The organism is Cyclobacterium plantarum (assembly GCF_011290685.1).
GTDB lineage: Bacteria > Bacteroidota > Bacteroidia > Cytophagales > Cyclobacteriaceae > Cyclobacterium > Cyclobacterium plantarum.
In genome coordinates this window covers 51,216-67,332 of the sequence record NZ_JAANYN010000003.1, presented here as the reverse complement: position 1 = coordinate 67,332, position 16,117 = coordinate 51,216, and the positions used below count along the sequence as shown (strand labels likewise).

Annotated in this window: 14 protein-coding genes; 7 read left to right on the top strand and 7 right to left on the bottom strand. The window is 44.9% G+C overall.

All coding sequences use genetic code 11. The annotated features are described in order from the left end of the window. The first annotated feature begins 4 nt into the window (after positions 1 to 4). Positions 5 to 1,084 (top strand): endonuclease/exonuclease/phosphatase family protein, encoded by a 1,080-nt coding sequence (locus G9Q97_RS08295; protein WP_166145494.1) that lies wholly within the window; start codon positions 5 to 7, stop codon positions 1,082 to 1,084. Here the strand turns inward: G9Q97_RS08295 and G9Q97_RS08290 are convergent, their stop codons facing one another. The 3 genes from G9Q97_RS08290 to G9Q97_RS08280 are packed head-to-tail and all read right to left on the bottom strand — an operon-like array spanning position 1,085 to position 3,696. Beyond that, positions 1,085 to 2,008, bottom strand: a complete 924-nt coding sequence (locus tag G9Q97_RS08290) for a sugar phosphate isomerase/epimerase family protein (protein ID WP_166145491.1) — start codon at positions 2,006 to 2,008, stop codon at positions 1,085 to 1,087. It abuts the gene before it with no gap. 12 nt (positions 2,009 to 2,020) lie between these two features. Further along, complete coding sequence (locus G9Q97_RS08285) at positions 2,021 to 3,175, bottom strand: methionine aminotransferase (RefSeq protein WP_166145488.1); 1,155 nt, start codon at positions 3,173 to 3,175, stop codon at positions 2,021 to 2,023. Positions 3,176 to 3,225: 50 nt separating this feature from the next. Continuing rightward, the gene (locus G9Q97_RS08280; RefSeq protein WP_166145485.1) at positions 3,226 to 3,696 is read right to left on the bottom strand and encodes a GlcG/HbpS family heme-binding protein; all 471 of its coding nucleotides are present in this window, start codon (positions 3,694 to 3,696) and stop codon (positions 3,226 to 3,228) included. Between the two features lie 98 nt (positions 3,697 to 3,794). Between G9Q97_RS08280 and G9Q97_RS08275 the strand changes: the two genes are divergently transcribed. Beyond that, positions 3,795 to 4,217, top strand: a complete 423-nt coding sequence (locus G9Q97_RS08275; protein WP_166145482.1) for a secondary thiamine-phosphate synthase enzyme YjbQ — start codon at positions 3,795 to 3,797, stop codon at positions 4,215 to 4,217. A 90-nt stretch (positions 4,218 to 4,307) separates the two neighbouring features. Here G9Q97_RS08275 and dgt read toward each other — a convergent pair whose 3' ends face one another. Genes dgt through G9Q97_RS08255 form a run of 4 tightly spaced genes read right to left on the bottom strand, consistent with a single transcriptional unit; the run spans position 4,308 to position 11,454 of the window. Next, positions 4,308 to 5,636 (bottom strand): dGTP triphosphohydrolase, encoded by a 1,329-nt coding sequence (dgt, locus tag G9Q97_RS08270; protein ID WP_166145480.1) that lies wholly within the window; start codon positions 5,634 to 5,636, stop codon positions 4,308 to 4,310. Positions 5,637 to 5,685: 49 nt separating this feature from the next. Beyond that, positions 5,686 to 7,107: a TolC family protein gene (locus G9Q97_RS08265; RefSeq protein WP_166145477.1), complete on the bottom strand. Its 1,422-nt coding sequence runs from the start codon at positions 7,105 to 7,107 to the stop codon at positions 5,686 to 5,688. Between the two features lie 12 nt (positions 7,108 to 7,119). Next, entirely contained in the window at positions 7,120 to 10,296 is a 3,177-nt protein-coding gene (locus G9Q97_RS08260) for an efflux RND transporter permease subunit (RefSeq protein WP_166145474.1), read from the bottom strand. 12 nt (positions 10,297 to 10,308) lie between these two features. After that, positions 10,309 to 11,454: an efflux RND transporter periplasmic adaptor subunit gene (locus G9Q97_RS08255; protein ID WP_246255525.1), complete on the bottom strand. Its 1,146-nt coding sequence runs from the start codon at positions 11,452 to 11,454 to the stop codon at positions 10,309 to 10,311. Positions 11,455 to 11,819: 365 nt separating this feature from the next. Here G9Q97_RS08255 and G9Q97_RS08250 point away from each other — a divergent pair, with 365 nt between their 5' ends. The 5 genes from G9Q97_RS08250 (at position 11,820) to G9Q97_RS08230 (ending at position 16,016) form a co-directional block, all read left to right on the top strand. Beyond that, on the top strand, positions 11,820 to 12,884 hold the full coding sequence (locus G9Q97_RS08250; protein WP_166145468.1) for a carbohydrate-binding family 9-like protein: 1,065 nt from the start codon (positions 11,820 to 11,822) through the stop codon (positions 12,882 to 12,884). Between the two features lie 67 nt (positions 12,885 to 12,951). Continuing rightward, entirely contained in the window at positions 12,952 to 13,752 is an 801-nt protein-coding gene (locus G9Q97_RS08245; protein WP_166145465.1) for a DUF4382 domain-containing protein, read from the top strand. Continuing rightward, positions 13,752 to 14,813 (top strand): bifunctional diaminohydroxyphosphoribosylaminopyrimidine deaminase/5-amino-6-(5-phosphoribosylamino)uracil reductase RibD, encoded by a 1,062-nt coding sequence (gene ribD / locus G9Q97_RS08240; protein ID WP_246255524.1) that lies wholly within the window; start codon positions 13,752 to 13,754, stop codon positions 14,811 to 14,813. Before G9Q97_RS08245 ends, ribD begins: the two co-directional genes overlap by 1 nt. After that, positions 14,806 to 15,288, top strand: coding sequence for a GAF domain-containing protein (locus tag G9Q97_RS08235; protein ID WP_166145462.1), 483 nt, complete (start codon positions 14,806 to 14,808; stop codon positions 15,286 to 15,288). Before ribD ends, G9Q97_RS08235 begins: the two co-directional genes overlap by 8 nt. A 146-nt stretch (positions 15,289 to 15,434) precedes the next feature. Beyond that, complete coding sequence (locus G9Q97_RS08230) at positions 15,435 to 16,016, top strand: non-canonical purine NTP diphosphatase (protein ID WP_166145459.1); 582 nt, start codon at positions 15,435 to 15,437, stop codon at positions 16,014 to 16,016. Positions 16,017 to 16,117 lie beyond the last annotated feature (101 nt).

Genomic DNA, 16,117 nt, shown 5'->3' with positions numbered 1-16,117 from the left:
CTCAATGGAAACGGCCCTTAACATTGCCCGAATTACCCTAAGCATTATTTGTATTTTGGCTGTAATCGCCTCCAAAATTAAATTGGGAAACTGGTGGATAAGGGTATTTGATTTTCCCAGAATTCAACTTTTAAGTTTGGCTTTTATCGCCATGGTCCTGTTTTTTATTCCTCCATTAAAATTTCATGCCTGGAATCTGGCACTTTTAGCCTTGGTCATTATTAGCTTTATTTTCCAGGCAAAAAAAATATATCCCTATACCATTCTTGCCAAAAAAGAAGTCAAACGCTTTCGGGGAACTGACAGGGAAAATGGTATTTCAATGCTGGTAAGCAATGTTTTGACACCTAACCGACAGGCAAATAAGTTAATCGATTTGGTAAAGTCTTACCAGCCAAATCTTGTTTTGACCCTTGAATCCGACAAATGGTGGGAAAAACAATTGGAAACCCTTGAAAAAGACTTTCCTCATCAGGTGAAAATTCCTCTGGACAACCTTTACGGCATGCACCTGTATTCCAACCTGCCCCTGGAAAACACCAAAGTCCATTATTTGGTAAAAGATGATATCCCTTCCATTCATTCAGAAGTGGTCCTGCCTTCCGGAAAAAAAGTCCAGATACATTGTGTACATCCGGAGCCTCCCAGTCCAACAGAAAGCGATACTTCTGTGCCCAGAGACGCGGAACTACTCATCGTGGGGAAAAATGTAAAAGAGGCGGACTTGCCGGTATTGGTTTTCGGAGACCTGAATGATGTGGCCTGGTCCAGGACCACGCGTTTGTTTCAAAAAATCAGCGGTCTGCTCGACCCCAGGAAAGGCAGAGGCTTTTACAATACCTTTCATGCCGACCACAACCTGCTTCGCTGGCCGCTGGACCATATATTCCACTCCAAACACTTTCAGCTTAAGAAAATCAAACGTCTCCCATCCATATCCTCCGATCATTTTCCCATTTTTATCCACCTGATCCTTAATCCCGGTAATGGTCAGGAAGACCAAAAGGAGAAATTGGAAAAAGACGAAAAAAACTGGACCAAAGAAACCATTGCAGATGCCAATCCCAATATGCTCACCATCTGATCAATCAAAGGGAATAAATTGTCTCAGGTAGTTTCTTGAAGTCAGTATGGCAATCCGTACATCCTCTTCGGATTTTTCAAATGCCTTATCCTCCACCTCTATGCAACAAGGGCCCCTATAGCCTACGTCGGTAAGTGCCGCAAAAAACCTGCCCCAGGGCACATCTCCCAGTCCGGGGATTTTGGGGGAATGATACTCCAAAGGATTCGCAAGAATACCTACTCTATTGAGTTTCTCCTGGTATACTTTGACGTCCTTCAGGTGTATGTGGTGTAAGCGATCTTTGAATTCATAAAGGGGCAGGACAGGATCCATCTGCATCCAGACCAAATGCGAAGGATCATAGTTTAATCCAAAATTAGGGTCCGGAATAAGGTCGAACATTTTTTCCCAAACCGCAGGAGAGATGGCCAGGTTTTTTCCTCCAGGCCACTCATCATTGGTAAAAAACATAGGACAATTTTCAATGCCTATTTTTACCCCTCTTTTGGATGCGTAGGCCACTATTTCCGGAAATCTTTCCGCAAATATTTTTAAATTATCATCGATATTCAAAGAAGGGTTCCTCCCTATGAACGTGTTTACAACAGGAATAGCCAATTTTTCAGCAGCATCAATCACTGCCTTGATATGGGTAATCGCAGCCTGGGCTTTTTTATCATCTGGCTCCATAGGATTGGGGTAATAGCCCAATCCTGACACAAAAACTCCCTTTTCTCTTTGGTAATTCCTGATATGCCGGACCGCGTCATCGTCCAGAGATCCCACATCGATATGGCTCACTCCGGCATAGCGTCTTTCGGCTTTTCCTTTGGGCCAACACATGATCTCCACACAGGAAAACTGCTCTTTTGAGGCAAAATCAATGACTTCTTCGAAACTATTTTCTGGTAAAATGGCACTTACAAAACCTAATTTTAGCATAATTATAATCTTTTAAAGTTTAGAAAGGATCTCCCCTGCTTTATCCAGAATGTCATCATCTTTCGCAAAACAAAACCTTAATAATTTATCATCTTTCTTGTCCTTATAAAATACGGATACGGGTACCGAAGCAACTTTAGATTCCCTTGTAAGCCTGATAGCCAGGTCATAATCGTACTCCTCTGTGATGTTGCGGTAGGAAACGACCTGGAAAAAACTTCCTTTGGAGGGGCTAAAGGTAAAACGTGAGGATTTCAATGCCTCATTGAAACGATCTCTCTTTTTTTGATAAAACTCACCCAAATGCAGGTAATGCTCCGGTAATTTCAAAAAATCAGCCAGGGCATACTGCATGGGTGTTACTGTGCTGAAGGTAATGTATTGATGAATTCTTCTGAACTCCCTGGAAAGTGCCTTTGGTGCCAGGCAATAACCAATCTTCCATCCCGTGGTATGGTACGTTTTGCCTACTGATCCACAAACAAAGGTCCTCTCCTGCAAAACCGGATGAGTCATCATGGAATGGTGTATTTCCCCGTCAAAAACAATATGTTCATACACCTCATCGCTGATGATATATATATCCGTATTTTCTACCAGATTGGCCAGGGAATCAAGATCTGCCTTGCTGAAAACAGTGCCCACCGGATTATGAGGCGTATTGATCATAATCGCTTTGGTTTTATCCGTTATTTTGGCTTTCACTGCATCCCAGTCTATCTTAAAATCAGGCGCTTCAAGGGCAACATATATGGGAATTCCCCCATTCAGGTCTATGGCTGGCACATAACTGTCATAGGCAGGTTCTAAAACGATTACTTCATCGCCCGGATAGACCACTGCCGTTACGGCACAAAAAATCGCTTCGGTAGCCCCCGAAGTAATGGTCACCTCAGCCTCGGGGTCATAATCGATTCCATAAACCTGACTGGTTTTTTCGGCAAGGCTTTCTCTGAAAGCAGGAACCCCGCTCATTGGGGCATATTGGTTATATCCGTTTTTTACATAATGATTTACCAGCTCGGTCAATTTTGGTGAACAATCAAAGCTGGGAAATCCCTGGGATAAATTGTAAGCCCCTTCATCACTAGCCAGTTTGGACATCACGGTGAAAATGGTGGTTCCAACGTAAGGGAGTTTAGAAGGTAATTTTTTTTCTTTTTGCATAAACAAAAAACAGCCTGTACGGGCTATTTTATCCTTTCTTTCAATGAAATTTATTCAAATGCGGCCAATCCTGCTGCAGCGATGATGCCATCCTGGGCGGAGGTTACACCACTGACTCCTATGGATCCAATCACATGATCGCCGGATTTGATGGGAAGCCCTCCTTCCACTGCTGCCACACCCTCCAGGCTCATGATGTGCACATTCCCCGCCTGTACGCCATCCTGAAAGACCTTTGTGGAGCGTTTGAATTTCAATGCCGTTGATGCTTTCTGTATGCCCACATCTACGCTTCCAATCTGGGTTCCGTCCATCCGGCGAAGAGCAATCAGGTGGCCTCCGGCATCGAGTACGGCTATGACCACATTCCAATTGTCCTGTTTGGCTCTGGCTTCTGCAGCATCAGAAATTCTTTGGGCATCCTCCAGCGTCAACAACCGGGTCATCTCCTGACCCATAAGAGGAAATTGCATGGCTCCTATCAGGGCAAATATAAAGGTGGATAATATAAATTTTTTCATTTTTCAGTGGTTTTAATGGTTTAGCCTTAAATATAAAGAAATAATAGGTATTCTTAAATTTTTTATCTTTGAGAAACCATCAAAAGCAGCTATTAACAATGAAAATATTTCAAAAAGAAATGGTTTTGCCCCCCTTCGAAAGAGGTTTTCACCTGATCACAGAACAAATTGTGGATAACTTCCCCAAATTACGAAATATAGAGTCAGGAATGCTACAAGTCTGGATCAAACATACTTCTGCAGGGTTGACCATCAATGAGAATGCCGACCCTACTGTCAGGAAGGATTTTGATACCTTTGTAGATGACCTTGTTCCGGAAGATTATTCACATTTTATCCACACCTATGAAGGCCCTGATGACATGCCTGCACACCTAAAATCAAGTATTTTCGGTTCATCGGTTCAAATCCCTGTAACCGGTGGAAAACTTAATTTGGGCACCTGGCAGGGAATTTATCTGGGCGAATTCCGAAATCATGGCGGTCGCAGAAAACTGGTGCTAACCACCTGGGGAGAATAGAGCACATTGACATATAAAAATAGCGGGTTTAAACAGCTTTAGATGGAGTTATCCACAGGTTTTTCCACAGAGAATTTTATCCGGGGTTTTCTAATGACCTGGTAGGGCAATCCCTTTGACCCTACGGTATAGTGAAAGGGCATACTTGTCTGTCATTCCGGAAATAAAATCCAAAAGCTCCCTTACTATGACGTTGGCCGCATGCTTTTCTCTCAGCCTTGAGGAGGAAGGCAATAGTCTGAGGATGCTTCTGTGGTGACCCGAAAATTTATCCTTCTGGAAATGATGGGCATGGAGTGCTCCGGCGAATGTTTCCAAAAGTCCCTCCAATACCTGATAACCTGCGGCTTCTTTTTCCAGTACCGGTTGGGAGCGGTAAATTTGCTTTACAGAAAGGCTGGTAATAGCTGTAAGGGCCTTCGCAGAGGGAATAATATCGGTGAGGGCCTGGTCAAAATCTCCGGTCAATAATTGGGGCTCCAGGTCCTCAAAAACCAATGTTGTCTCCTGAATCAGTTGGTTGATGGCCATGGCCCGCATAATGGCCAGTTTCTGCCTGTTGCTGCCGTACTTTTCCAGTTTTTCAGGGTCAAATTTATCACCGATAATGCTGGCCAAAAGGGAAATGGTTTCCTCCTGAGAAACCAATCCCAGGGTGCAACCATCTTCCAGATCTATGATACTGTAACAAATATCGTCTGCAGCTTCCACCAGAAAAGCAAGTGGGTGTCTAAGCCAGCAGTCTTCGGAAAGTTGGGAAATACCCATCTTTTCTGCCAATTGTGCATAATTCTCCAAATTGCTGGTAAAGAAACCAAATTTCTTTTGGCTACGCCGATTTTGGCCGCCGGCTTTTGCCCAGGATGGTCTGGGGTATTTGGTAAAAGCAGCCAGTGTTGGGGCGGAGATAAAAATGCCGTTTTTTTTGTCGACCAACATGCGAAAACCCTGCGCATTTCCTTCGAAATGGGTGAGGTCTTCCCATTCCTTCTCATCGCACTGGTCCCTCCACAACTGCCCCTGTGCGTGAAACCTGAAAAAATCTGAAATGGCTTCCTCTCCGGCATGCCCAAAAGGGGGATTGCCGATATCATGGGCCAAAGCTGCCGCTGCCACTATCCCCCCAATATCAAATGGTTGCAATTCTTTGGCTGCCAACTCAGGGTATTTTTCCAGCAGGAACTTCCCGGCCGATTTTCCCAATGAACGGCCTACACTGGAAACTTCCAGGCTATGCGTCAGCCGCGTATGGACAAAATCATCTTCGGGCAAAGGGAAAACCTGTGTTTTGTCTTGCAGGTTTCGAAAGGGTGCCGAAAAAATAATGCGGTCATAATCCTTTTCAAATTGGCTCCGCTGTTTGTCAGCATCAGCCGATTGTAAGCCTTCGGGCAATAGTAATTTTTCCCAGTTCATCATTTGGTGTCAAAAGTACAAAGTGAAGGGCTGGGGAAAAAGATTTTCCAGCCTAATTCCAACCTCCTCCCAAAGCCCGGTACAGGTCCACTACCGTCAGGAACATCTGGATTCTCGTATTGGTTTTGCTCAATTCGGCTTCCAGAACCCTGGACTGGGCCGTAATAACCTCCAGGTAGGTGGCATATCCTCCCCTAAACAACTCATTGGATGTCGAAACGGCATTCAGCAGCACAGCCGTCTCCTCATCACGAAGGCTATACACGTTTCTCAGATTATCAATCCGCTGCAATTTGTTCATCACTTCCCGGTAACCATCCAAAATCCGTTGCTGGTAATTGTAGAGGGCCATGTTATTTGAAGCTATGGCCTTGTCAAACCCTGCCTGAATCCTGTTTTGAGCAAATATGGGTGCGGTTAATCCTCCCAGCAAGCCAATGGTAAGGCCTCCTGGCATTTTCAAGGCAGCGGGTAGACTCCGGTCGTTCAATCCCACATAAGGCGTAAAGCTAAAAGAAGGGAAAAATTCCTTTCTTGCAGCCTCTACATTGTAGTTGGCCGCCCGGAGTTCATGTTCGGCTTGTTGTATATCCGGTCTGCGGAGCAGCATGTCGGAAGGAATACCCACCTCCATGCCGTAGGGCAGTTTGATTTCCAAAAGGGAAGAGGCCCTGCTAATGGGCTGCGGAAATCTGCCCAACATGAAATTAAGGTAATTTTCCGTTTCAATGATTTCCTGCCGTTTCTCAAAAGCCAGACTTTTGGTAGAAAGTAGCTGGGCTGAAAACTGTTGAACAGCCAACTCTGTGGCCCTGCCTGCCATTTTTTGGATCTTTATCAGCTCTAAGGCCATTTCCTGAAATTCTATGTTCCGCTCTATGGTCTCCAGCTCAATATCCATTCCCAAAAGTTCATAATACAACTTGGCAATTTCGGCGACAATATTGGTAACCAGGAGATGCCTTCCTTTTTCTGTCGCCAGAAACGCTTCAAAATCGGCTTCCTTTCTGTCCCTTAGCTTGCCCCAAACGTCAATTTCCCAGGTACTTTGAAATCCAATAAAATTGTTTTCGAGCCGATTGACCACATTCCTGTCTCCATTTATGGTTCCTCCCAGCAAATTGGGCCGGATATCACCCGATCTGTACCGCACGATGCCATCCATGGTAGGATATATGGCGCCTTTGCTAATCCGAAATTGGGTACGGGCTATTTCAATCCGTTCCAGGGCAGTTAGCAGGTCCAGGTTGTTTTCCAAACCTTCTTCAATGAGATAAACCAAATGGGGATCATTGAAAAATTCCTCCCAGGAGATATCACCTATGCTGGACGAATCTGTTATGTCCAGAAAAGTTTCCGGCAACGGTTCCATTTCGGGTAATTGTGGTACCTCTATGCTTTTGCAGGCATATACCAGAGAAAGGGCGCAGGTTGCTGCAATAAGACGCAAATAATACTGGTTACGTAAAAACATGAATTTTTTCGTTCAATTATTCGAAAAAGATACTGGAGCCTCCTTTTCCTTAAAGACAGGTTCCGGCTCGGAACTAATTTTTTTAAAGGTAAAATGGGCAAAGATCACGTAAAGCCCGGGGATGACGATCAATCCAAAAATGGTACCTATCAACATCCCTCCTGCAGCGGCAGTACCAATGGACCTGTTGCCCAGAGCACCTGCCCCGGTGGCCATGGCGAGCGGAAGCAAGCCCGCAATAAAAGCAAAGGATGTCATCAAAATGGGCCGGAGCCTTGTCACGGCACCTTCTACTGCTGCCTGTATTACGCCATGTCCGGCATCCCTTTTCTGAATGGCAAATTCCACAATCAAAATGGCGTTCTTTCCCAGGAGTCCGATCAACATGATCAGTGCCACCTGTGCGTAGATATTGTTTTGCAAGCCCAGAACGTATAATGCGAAGAATGCACCAAAAACCCCAATCGGGAGGGATAAAATCACGGGTAAAGGCAATAGAAAGCTTTCGTACTGGGCAGACAAAATAAGGTAAACAAACAGCAAGCAAATCAGGAAAATAACGATGGCCTGATTACCGGATCCCACTTCTTCCCTGGACATGCCATACCAGTCGTGGCCATATCCCTGGGGTAATTTTTCTGAGGCAATCCTTTCAATGGCAGCGATTACATCTCCACTACTATAACCCGGAGCTGCAGCTCCTTTAACAGTAGAGGAATTGTACATGTTGAAACGGGTCAACTGTTCCGGACCGTAAGCTTTCTCCATGGTAAGAAAAGAAGAAATCGGAACCATTTCTCCCACATTGTTCTTGACATGCAAATTCATCACGTCTTCCGGCCGAGCCCTGTATTGAGGCCCTGCCTGCAGCATTACATCGTACATCTGCTCAAAACGCACAAAGTCAGATACATACATACCCCCCAGTAAAACCTGCATGGTACTCATGGCTTTGGCTATGGTTACCCCATTCTTGGCAGCCATATCCTGGTCAATTTTCACCAGAAACTGAGGGAAAGTAGGATCAAAATCCGTAAAGGCATTGTTTATCTCCGGTGCCGCTTCCAGTTCTTCAATCAATTCGTTGGTGATGGTAGCCAAACGGTCGAGGTTTCCAGTACCTGTCTGGTCCAAAACCTTCATTTGAAACCCACTGGAATTTCCAAACCCAGAAACGGTAGGAGGCAAAAAGAAGTCAATTTTGGCATCTGATATGCCTTCAGTCAAAGCCCTGAATTCATCCAGTGATTGTTGGATGGGAAGATTTTTCCTTTCATCCCAGGACTTCAGGTTAACCATGGCCATCCCGTAAGATGCACCTGAAAGCCCGTTCCCTAGGGAATAACCCGCCAGGCTGGAAACAGATTCAACAGCCTCATTGCCTTCCAGGTTTTGAATCAATTCGTCCAACACCTTTTCTGTTCTTTCCACGGTAGCACCTGCCGGAGTGGTCACGTTGACATACACCATGCTTTGATCCTCCGTGGGAATAAATCCGGTAGGAAGTATTTTACTGATCCCCCAGGTAGCCACGAAAAAACCCACCAAAATAAAAGTTGTAATGCCTCGCCTGGGGACTATATAGGTAATGTATTGGTAGTATTTGCCCTCGAAGAAATGGTAGGTACGGTTAAACCAATCGAAGAAACGCTGCAAAACGGTCCGTTTTTTCTCCTGACCATAATGGTTTTGAAGAAGGATGGCACATAAGGCCGGGGTGAGGGTAAGTGCATTGATACCTGAAATAAATATGGCAAAAGCCAGGGTCAGAGAAAACTGCCGGTAGAAAATTCCAACCGGTCCAGACATAAAAGCTACCGGAATAAATACGGCAGACATTACCATGGTAATGGCAATTATGGCACCACTGATTTCTTTCATAGCGGCAAAGGTGGCCGCCCTGGGCGCCAGACCTTCCTTTTCCATCTTGGCGTGGACGGCTTCCACCACTACAATGGCATTATCCACCACGATACCGATCGCAAGCACAAGAGCGAACAAGGTCAGCAGGTTTATAGAAAATCCCAACCATTGCATAAAAAACAAGGAACCAATGAGGGCTACGGGTACAGCCAATGTTGGGATCAGGGTAGATCTAAAATCCTGCAGGAAAATAAAGACGACTATAAAAACCAGAATAAATGCTTCCACCAGGGTGACCAAAACCTCCTGAATAGAGGCATCCAGAAAACGGGACACATCATAAGAAATCTTATAATCCATTCCAGCCGGAAAAGTATTGTTTTTTATTTGCTCTACTTTCTTTTTGACATTGGCGATGACTTCACTTGCATTGGAACCCGGCCTTTGTATTACCATTACCGAGGCTGCAGGACGACCATCCATTTTAGCTATCCTCCCGTAATTCAGATTACCAAATTCAACCTCTGCAATGTCCTTGAGCCGTAATACCGAACCATCCGTATTTGCCCTGATAACCAGATTTTCGTATTGCTTGGGTTCGAAAAATTTTCCGCTGTATTTCAACACATACTGCAGCATCTGCATGTCCTTGCCAGAACTGATACCCAATTGTCCTGGAGCGGCTTCCACATTTTGATTTCTAATGGCCTCCACGACATCATCCGTAGAAACTTTGTAGGCCGTCATCCGGTCCGGTTTGAGCCAGATCCTCATGGAGTAATCCTTTGTGCTCATGATTTCAGCCAAACCTACTCCATCCACCCGCCTGAGTTCCTGCAAAACATTAAGATCCGTGAAATTATAAATAAATGCTTCATCCAGGGAAGGGTCTTCACTGGCTACATTGATATACATGAGCAAACCCTCCACCTGTTTTTCGACCGTCACGCCAGCTTTAATAGCCTCCTCAGGCAACTCGTTAACTACTGTTGAGATTCGGTTTTGAATTTCTACAGCAGCCAGGTCAGGATCGGTACCGGCTTCAAAATATACTTTAATGATTACCGTACCGCGATTACTGCTTACGGAGGTCATGTATGTCATTCCCGGCACCCCATTGATTACTTTCTCCAAGGGGGTTGCCACCGTTCTTGCTGCGACTTCGGCATTGGCTCCTCGGTATTTCGTCCTTACAGCCACTGAGGGCGGAGCAATATCCGGAAACAATTCTATAGGAAGCGTGAAAAAGGACAACAAGCCCAATAGCACAAAAAATAGGGAAATGACCAGAGATAAAACCGGCCGCTTTATAAATAATTTAAACATGATGGATTTTTCTTATGGGGTCTGTACTACTTCGGCCACTGCATTGTCCTCCGGAATAGATTGATCTGCCTCTTCCTCAGAAGCAACAATTTTCGGCTGAATGGTCATACCATTCTTGATGTTTTGTATGCCTTCAAAAACAAGGCTTTCCCCTGCTTCCAGACCGGATTCCACAATGTAATAGTGAGAAAACCTCGCCCTGGGAATAAAACTTCTCATCTCCACCTGATTGTCATCACCCACCACATAAACAAAACTTCTGTCCTGTATTTCGAATACGGCCTTTTGGGGTATGATGATGGCGTTTCGAACACGGTTGGTCAGGATGATTTTACCTGTAGATCCATGCTTCAATATTTTGTTGGGATTAGGAAACCGTGCCCTGAAAGCAATAGAACCTGTGTTGGCATTAAACTCACCCTCCATGGTTTCGATCAATCCTTTATATGGATAAGGCGATCCGTCTGCTAAAACCAACTCTACCACATTGTTTTCAGCCGTTTCGTCCTTGGCCTTGATGTATTCCAGGTATTCACGCTCTGAAACATTGAAATAAACATGTACCGAACTTACATCGGATACCGTAGTCAGTAGACTGCCTTCATCAATCAGGCTTCCTGTTCTAAGGGGTATCCTGTCTGTAATGCCATCAAATGGGGCTCTGATTTCTGTGTAAGAAAGTTGTACCTCTGCATTGGCTTCTGCGGATTTCGCTTCTTCAATTTTGGCCATCACAGCATCATATTTGGCACGGGTAAGGTTCAATTCGGATTCCGAAATCACATTGTTATCCACCATGATCTTAAGCCGCTCCACCTCAAACTCCATTACTTTGGCCTCGGCTTTGGCACTTTCCAGGTTTGCCCTTGCCTTGGCCAGATCGGCCTTGTACTCCTGATCGTTGGTTTTGAAAAGGATTTGTCCCTTTTTAACCTGCTTTCCTTCATCCACAAACACCGTTTCGAGAAAACCTTTAACACGTGCCCTCAATTCCACATTCTGGATGGCTTTGATATCTGCCACATAATCCCTGTGCAAAATGGTATCTTTGGCCACCACCTTTATTACCGGGAATTCTTTGATTTTGGCTGTATTACCAGCCGTTTTATTTTCCTGACTACATGAAAAAAATGCGCTGCCAAAAAAAAGAAAAATCATTATCCAATTTTTACTCAATTTACCTCTGTTCATTACCAATTCTCCTACTTAATATACCTACATTAAAGCATCTATTCACCTATTTAAAATACTTTAAAACCAGACATATTTACTATTTTTTATTTGGGAAAGCAAGCGTAAAATTACGCATACCTGTCTTTGGTAAGATCAACGGGGAAAATCTGGTATGAACATTCCTCCTGCTTTTGTATTTCAAAGATGTTAATACAAGAGCATTCCTGAATATTTGCTTATAAAGTCAAATGGACGAAATGATATTATTTGGAAACGCATTGTCTTAAAATGAAAATATCATTTCCCATCTTGTTGTATATTTGTTTTCCCTTTATGTAGAGTAGCGTTATATGATTAGAATATTTACGGCTTATTTGTTTTCCACTTTAACCTGTCTGTCGGCAGGGGCACAGGAAATCCCCCAACCCAGAAATTACCTGGCCTACCAGGTTCAGGAAAATTTAACCATGGATGGCCTGCTTGATGAATCGGCCTGGCAAAAAGCTCCCTGGTCGGATCCATTTCTGGATATTCGGGGAAAGGAATTTCCAGAACCAGTACAGCGTACCCGAATGAAAATGTTGTGGGACAAAGAAAACCTTTATATAGCCTTCCATTTGGAAGAGTCCGATCTCTGGGCCACCTACACTGAAAGGGAATCCGTTATTTTCCAGGAAAATGACATTGAAATTTTTATCGACCCGGATGGGGACACTCACCATTATTACGAAATTGAAATCAACGCATTGGGAACCCTCTGGGACCTTCTGATGACGCGTCCCTACAAAAATGGCGGCAAACCCATCAACGGCTGGAACATCAACGATTTTCAATATGCCGTGCATCTGGAAGGTACTTTAAATGATCCTTCAGATACCGATCAATTTTGGGCCCTGGAAATGGCCATTCCCTGGAAAAGCCTTTCTCAGTCAGGACCCCGGTACAGAGCCCCTGAGCCGGGTGAACACTGGAAAATAAATTTTTCCAGGGTGCAATGGCAAATCGAAGCAGAAGGAAATGGCTATAAAAAGAAACTAAATCCTGAAACCGGCAAAACCTATCCTGAAGACAACTGGGTTTGGTCTGCCATGGGCCCGATCAACATGCATATTCCCGAACGCTGGGGATATGTGCAATTCTCAGAAATCACAGTTGGGGAAGGTACAGCTTCATTTCAGATACATCCCGACGAAAAAGTAAAGGCCGAATTGAGAAAATTTTATGAGGCACAGCGGAAACTTTTTGCCAGCACAGGGCATTACAGTAAGCATCGCAGCGAACTGGGTGTCGAAAGTGACTTAAAAGATGTTTCCTTTGAAGTCAGTGAAAGCAGGTTTAAAATTTCTGCTCCCTCCACCATAGCGGGAAAAGGGCGGTGGTATATCACCGAGGATAGCAGGATATGGCAGGAATAAAGGGGAATGCAATGCGTGCTTTTTGAAAAATTCAGGATTACTGCATGGGAAGACAATCGTAATGGAGATGAGGAAAATAACACATTTGATTTTAGGAGTAACAATACTTTCCGGACTATTGATGGCTTGTGATAATGCTGCTTCAGAAAACCGTTCCCTGGTCAATATACTTTTGGTGGATGCCCCCGGAGATTTCGAACAGGTCTGGATAGAAGTTCTGGGCGTAGAAATATTGCCTGCTGGTAGCAGGGGCAGTGCTGAAAATGCCAGTTGGATCCACTTACCCTACCAGGCTGCAAGCAATATGGTGCGGATAAGTGATCTGGTCAATGAGGAAAGGTTATTGATAGGAAGAACTGAAATACAGTCAGGCATGGTTTCAAAAATCAGACTTCTGCTGGGGAATGAATTGTACCTGATCCAGGATGAAATACGAATTGACCTGGACAAGGATTCGGATTTTGAAAATAAATTAGAAATAGACATCAATGTAAACGCCTTGCCCGGCAATTCATACGATATTTACCTTGATTTTGACCTGGCACGCTCGGTGGTCCGCAGCAGCGGGGGCAATTACCAGCTGGACCCCAGGATCCGGGCATTTGAGTCCGGAGTAACTGCGGTAATCCGCGGCAGCATATTACCAAGAAATGTCAATTCGCATGTTTATGTCCGCAGTGATACCGATACCCTGACAACCCTTACCGGATCCAATGGGGGATTTTATTTACAGGGAATTCCTCCCAATGACTATCAGATCACTATTTATGCTCCTGAAATTTACAAGGATACCGCATTTAACGTTTCGGTACAAGCAGATACCCTACTGACTGTTCCAACCATTACACTCAGACCCCAATTACCCTGATGGATTCCCGGAACCAATTCTTTTCGCAGGCTATTCCAGATGATGCCGCCTACATGCAAAGGGCAATCGACCTTGCTTCTCTTGGTGAAGGACAGGTCAGCCCCAATCCAATGGTGGGTTGCGTGATTGTTTACCAGGATAAAATCATTGGGGAAGGCTACCACGAGCGGTATGGAGAGGCCCATGCGGAACCAAATGCCATCAAAGCTGTAAAAGATCAAAATCTGCTACAGGAATCAACGCTCTATGTTACTTTAGAACCCTGTGCACACCATGGAAAAACACCCCCTTGTGCCGAATTGATTGCCAGGCATCAGTTAAAAAAAGTGGTCATCGGCGCATTGGATTCCAACCCTTTGGTAGCCGGAAAAGGAATTTCCTTGCTGCAGGATGCCGGAATTGAAGTCGTCACAGGTGTTTTGGAAAAAAAAGTAAGGCATCAAAACCGCAGGTTTTTTACCAGGATGGAAAAAAAACGACCCTACATCTTGTTAAAATGGGCACAAACACTGGACAGGTTTATTGCGAGGACGAATTACGACAGCAAATGGATCAGTTCGGTCCTGAGCCGGCAGCTGGTCCACCGCTGGCGGGCAGAGGAGGATGCCATTATGGTGGGCACGCATACCGCCCATTATGATAATCCCCGCCTGAATGTCCGGGATTGGACAGGTAAAGATCCAATCCGAGTGGTGATCGACAGAAATCTCAGACTGTCACAGGCACTAAACCTCTTTGATGGTACCCAAAGGACGCTTGTATACAACCAAAGACAAGATAAAACCACCGGGCTAACTCAATGGATACAGGTGGATGCGCATTTTGACCTCAAGGCTCTTTTGGAAGACCTGCATCAGAAGAGGGTGCAAAGTCTGCTGGTGGAAGGAGGTGCTGCCTTGTTGCAGGACTTTATCCGGCAGGGACTGTGGGATGAAGCCAGGATTTTTACCGGAAACCTTCGATTTGGCCTGGGTATTCCGGCTCCTGTTATCCCGGGCTATCCCGAAATACGCCAATCTTTAGAAACTGACACTTTAGAAGTTTACATGAATCATGAGTGAAAATATTGTAGTTCCATCCGATTCCGGCAAGACCGAAAAATACGAAGCTTTGGCCCCCCAGTTAGAAGCCCTGTTTTCAGGAGAGACAGATCTGATTGCCAATCTGGCCAACATGGCAGCTATTTTAAAGGAGGTTTTTGGTTTTTTTTGGGTAGGATTTTACCTGGTAAAAAATGAGCAGTTGGTCCTGGGGCCTTTTCAGGGCCCGCTGGCCTGTACCCGGATAGGTTATGGTAAGGGCGTCTGCGGCAAGGCATGGGAAACGAAGCAAACCCAGCTAATCCCTGATGTGGAAGCTTTTCCAGGGCACATTGCCTGTAGTGCTGCCAGCCGCTCAGAAATTGTAGTGCCCCTTCTGAAATCCGGAAAGGTCATGGGGGTATTGGACATAGATTCCGATAAACTGGCAGATTTTGACCAGATTGACCAAACACAACTGGAGAAGCTGGTCTCCCTGATCCCTGTTGAGGATTAATTTTTGCTTTTCAATCCAGGAAAACTTACGTAAGAAGGCAAAGTTCCCTGCTTACTTTTCCCTACCAATCCATGCCAGGTATTTTGCCCGGACAAAAAAAACCAAACAATGGAGGGATTTTCAAAAAGCTCCTTTAATTTCACCCTATGAAAATTTGCTTTGCCTCCAATAATCCCAAAAAGCTGGAAGAAATCAGGGCTGCTTTGGGTGATCAATTCGAAATTGTTTCATTGGCCGATATCGGGTGCTTAGAAGAATTGCCTGAAACTGGTAATACGCTTGAGGCCAATGCCTTTCAGAAAGCCCGGTATGTGAAAGACCATTTTGGGGTAGACTGTTTTGCAGATGATACCGGCCTGGAAGTGGAAGCCCTGGATGGGGCACCGGGTGTTTATTCGGGAAGATTTGCAGGTGAGCCCAGGAGCGATGAAAGAAATGTTACCCTGCTGCTGGAAAAAATGGAGCAAAAAGAAAACCGAAAAGCGGCTTTTCGAACGGTCATTGCCCTGATTATTCAGGGAAAATCCTATTCCTTTGAGGGAAAAGCAACAGGAAAAATCATCCGGCATCGATCCGGCAGTAAGGGTTTCGGTTATGATCCGGTATTTCAGCCTGATGGTTATGAAAAAACTTTTGCGGAATTGAGCATGCCCGAAAAAAATGCCATCAGCCACAGGGGAAAAGCGGTGAGGCAACTGGCGGCCTTTTTAGCAAAAAATTATGCTTAACCATAGCTGGAATTGGAATCCAAATTACCGGTTGATACAGATTAAACCGGGCCCCGGAAAAGCGAAAATGTTTGCCAACAGAAGAGCAAGTGCGCATTATG

What these genes read in the sequence shown, in the direction of transcription:
- G9Q97_RS08295 (WP_166145494.1), top strand. Translation starts at nt 5, where the DNA reads ATGGAAACGGCCCTTAACATTGCCCGAATTACCCTAAGCATTATTTGT.
- G9Q97_RS08290 (WP_166145491.1), bottom strand. Translation starts at nt 2,008, where the DNA reads ATGCTAAAATTAGGTTTTGTAAGTGCCATTTTACCAGAAAATAGTTTC.
- G9Q97_RS08285 (WP_166145488.1), bottom strand. Translation starts at nt 3,175, where the DNA reads ATGCAAAAAGAAAAAAAATTACCTTCTAAACTCCCTTACGTTGGAACC.
- G9Q97_RS08280 (WP_166145485.1), bottom strand. Translation starts at nt 3,696, where the DNA reads ATGAAAAAATTTATATTATCCACCTTTATATTTGCCCTGATAGGAGCC.
- G9Q97_RS08275 (WP_166145482.1), top strand. Translation starts at nt 3,795, where the DNA reads ATGAAAATATTTCAAAAAGAAATGGTTTTGCCCCCCTTCGAAAGAGGT.
- dgt (WP_166145480.1), bottom strand. Translation starts at nt 5,636, where the DNA reads ATGATGAACTGGGAAAAATTACTATTGCCCGAAGGCTTACAATCGGCT.
- G9Q97_RS08265 (WP_166145477.1), bottom strand. Translation starts at nt 7,107, where the DNA reads ATGTTTTTACGTAACCAGTATTATTTGCGTCTTATTGCAGCAACCTGC.
- G9Q97_RS08260 (WP_166145474.1), bottom strand. Translation starts at nt 10,296, where the DNA reads ATGTTTAAATTATTTATAAAGCGGCCGGTTTTATCTCTGGTCATTTCC.
- G9Q97_RS08255 (WP_246255525.1), bottom strand. Translation starts at nt 11,454, where the DNA reads ATGATTTTTCTTTTTTTTGGCAGCGCATTTTTTTCATGTAGTCAGGAA.
- G9Q97_RS08250 (WP_166145468.1), top strand. Translation starts at nt 11,820, where the DNA reads ATGATTAGAATATTTACGGCTTATTTGTTTTCCACTTTAACCTGTCTG.
- G9Q97_RS08245 (WP_166145465.1), top strand. Translation starts at nt 12,952, where the DNA reads ATGAGGAAAATAACACATTTGATTTTAGGAGTAACAATACTTTCCGGA.
- ribD (WP_246255524.1), top strand. Translation starts at nt 13,752, where the DNA reads ATGGATTCCCGGAACCAATTCTTTTCGCAGGCTATTCCAGATGATGCC.
- G9Q97_RS08235 (WP_166145462.1), top strand. Translation starts at nt 14,806, where the DNA reads ATGAGTGAAAATATTGTAGTTCCATCCGATTCCGGCAAGACCGAAAAA.
- G9Q97_RS08230 (WP_166145459.1), top strand. Translation starts at nt 15,435, where the DNA reads ATGAAAATTTGCTTTGCCTCCAATAATCCCAAAAAGCTGGAAGAAATC.